Annotated in this window: 1 protein-coding gene and 2 rRNA genes; 1 reads left to right on the forward strand and 2 read right to left on the reverse strand. The window is 41.7% G+C overall.

The genetic code is table 11. The annotated features are described in order from the left end of the window. The first annotated feature begins 129 nt into the window (after positions 1 to 129). The gene (locus ACNRUY_RS26465; protein WP_488114659.1) at positions 130 to 924 is read left to right on the forward strand and encodes a hypothetical protein; all 795 of its coding nucleotides are present in this window, start codon (positions 130 to 132) and stop codon (positions 922 to 924) included. Positions 925 to 980: 56 nt separating this feature from the next. Here the strand turns inward: ACNRUY_RS26465 and rrf are convergent. Both rrf and ACNRUY_RS26475 read right to left on the reverse strand, forming a co-directional pair. Continuing rightward, a 5S ribosomal RNA gene (gene rrf / locus ACNRUY_RS26470) occupies positions 981 to 1,096 on the reverse strand. Between the two features lie 196 nt (positions 1,097 to 1,292). Further along, positions 1,293 to 1,401 (reverse strand): 23S ribosomal RNA (locus tag ACNRUY_RS26475); the annotation flags it as partial.

Genomic DNA, 1,401 nt, shown 5'->3' on the forward strand with positions numbered 1-1,401 from the left:
CAACAAAATACCTGTCTCGTTACCTCGGGTGGAAAAGGTTTCTTAAAACTCAACTCTTCTCAGAGGAGGCTTTTTTAGATCAAGTTTCTATACATTGGGTAGAGCAACACTTAATTTGAACAGCGCCTAATGACAGCTTTTAGATCCATCGATTATGGGGTCCCAGTACATGAAGACATTGCTCAAATCCGCACAAAAAATATAAATCACGAAAAGGGCGAAACAAGCACTTCTGATGAAATACATTCATTAGTAAAAAACATACAGCTTTTTTCAAGGAAAAAACATGTTAATTCTTTTTTAACCGCTACGGAGAGGTGCAAGTCTGAATATATACCTTTCGACATACCTTTCCCCTTTTCCTCGATTTCATCTCATACAACCAATGCTGGAACGCTCTCACAAGTCCAGCTTCTAAAAGGCTGTAAAATGGATAGCAGGCTTCGTGATGCAGTGTATCCCCCCAAAGATGAGGAAGGTGAAGGTTACCAAAAATTTACCGGAAGGTTAAAAGCTATAGCGAAGGAAAAAGGTGTCCATCTGGAAAAAGTAATGACTGAAAAAGAAGACCATAGTAAAAAACATATAGAAAACTACATAAAAAAAGCCCATGAGCTTGAAGGGTCGGTTTATCTTCTGGTATTCAATGGAAACATAAAATTCCAGTTTTTCACCATAGGAGAGTGGGATAACTGGCTAAATATCAGCTTTGCCTTTGAAGTATCTGGAGGCTCTTTTCCTGTAACTACAGTCAGTATTCCACTTCCGCTTGATCAACAATCAAGAGATGGACTGATTGATGGAATCCATGCATTGATGAATCAGGAACAGGATAATCCAGCTAATCCTGTTCCTATACTAGGAAGCGCATGGCTTTTACAAGTAAGCCTAGATGACAATGCCAAACGCAAAACTGAGCTATAAATTTCCTGCATAACAAAAACCCCAATCGATTGCTCGACTGGGGTTTTCTAATAAGTGCCTGGCGATGACCTACTCTCACATGGGGAAACCCCACACTACCATCGGCGATCCGTCATTTCACTACTGAGTTCGGGATGGGATCAGGCGGTTCTAACGCTCTATGGTCGCCAGGCGAAACTTTAACAAGAGAAACCTATTTCTCTCGTCTGGAATCCGGTTTCGACCTCCACGGATGGAGGAAGTACTCAAAAACGTCTGGAACGTTTTTAGTATAAGCTGTTTTCTTGCTTCACACTCTTGCGTATGGCTTCAACTGACAACCGGTCTCTGACCTCTGTCAACTGATTTCTAAATCGCTTTGGCGTTATATGGTCAAGCCGCACGAGTCATTAGTATTGGTTAGCTCAATGCCTCACAGCACTTACACACCCAACCTATCAACGTCATAGTCTTTAACGGCTCTTCAGGGACCTCTAA

The sequence above is a fragment of the Endozoicomonas sp. Z74 genome, assembly GCF_057680865.1.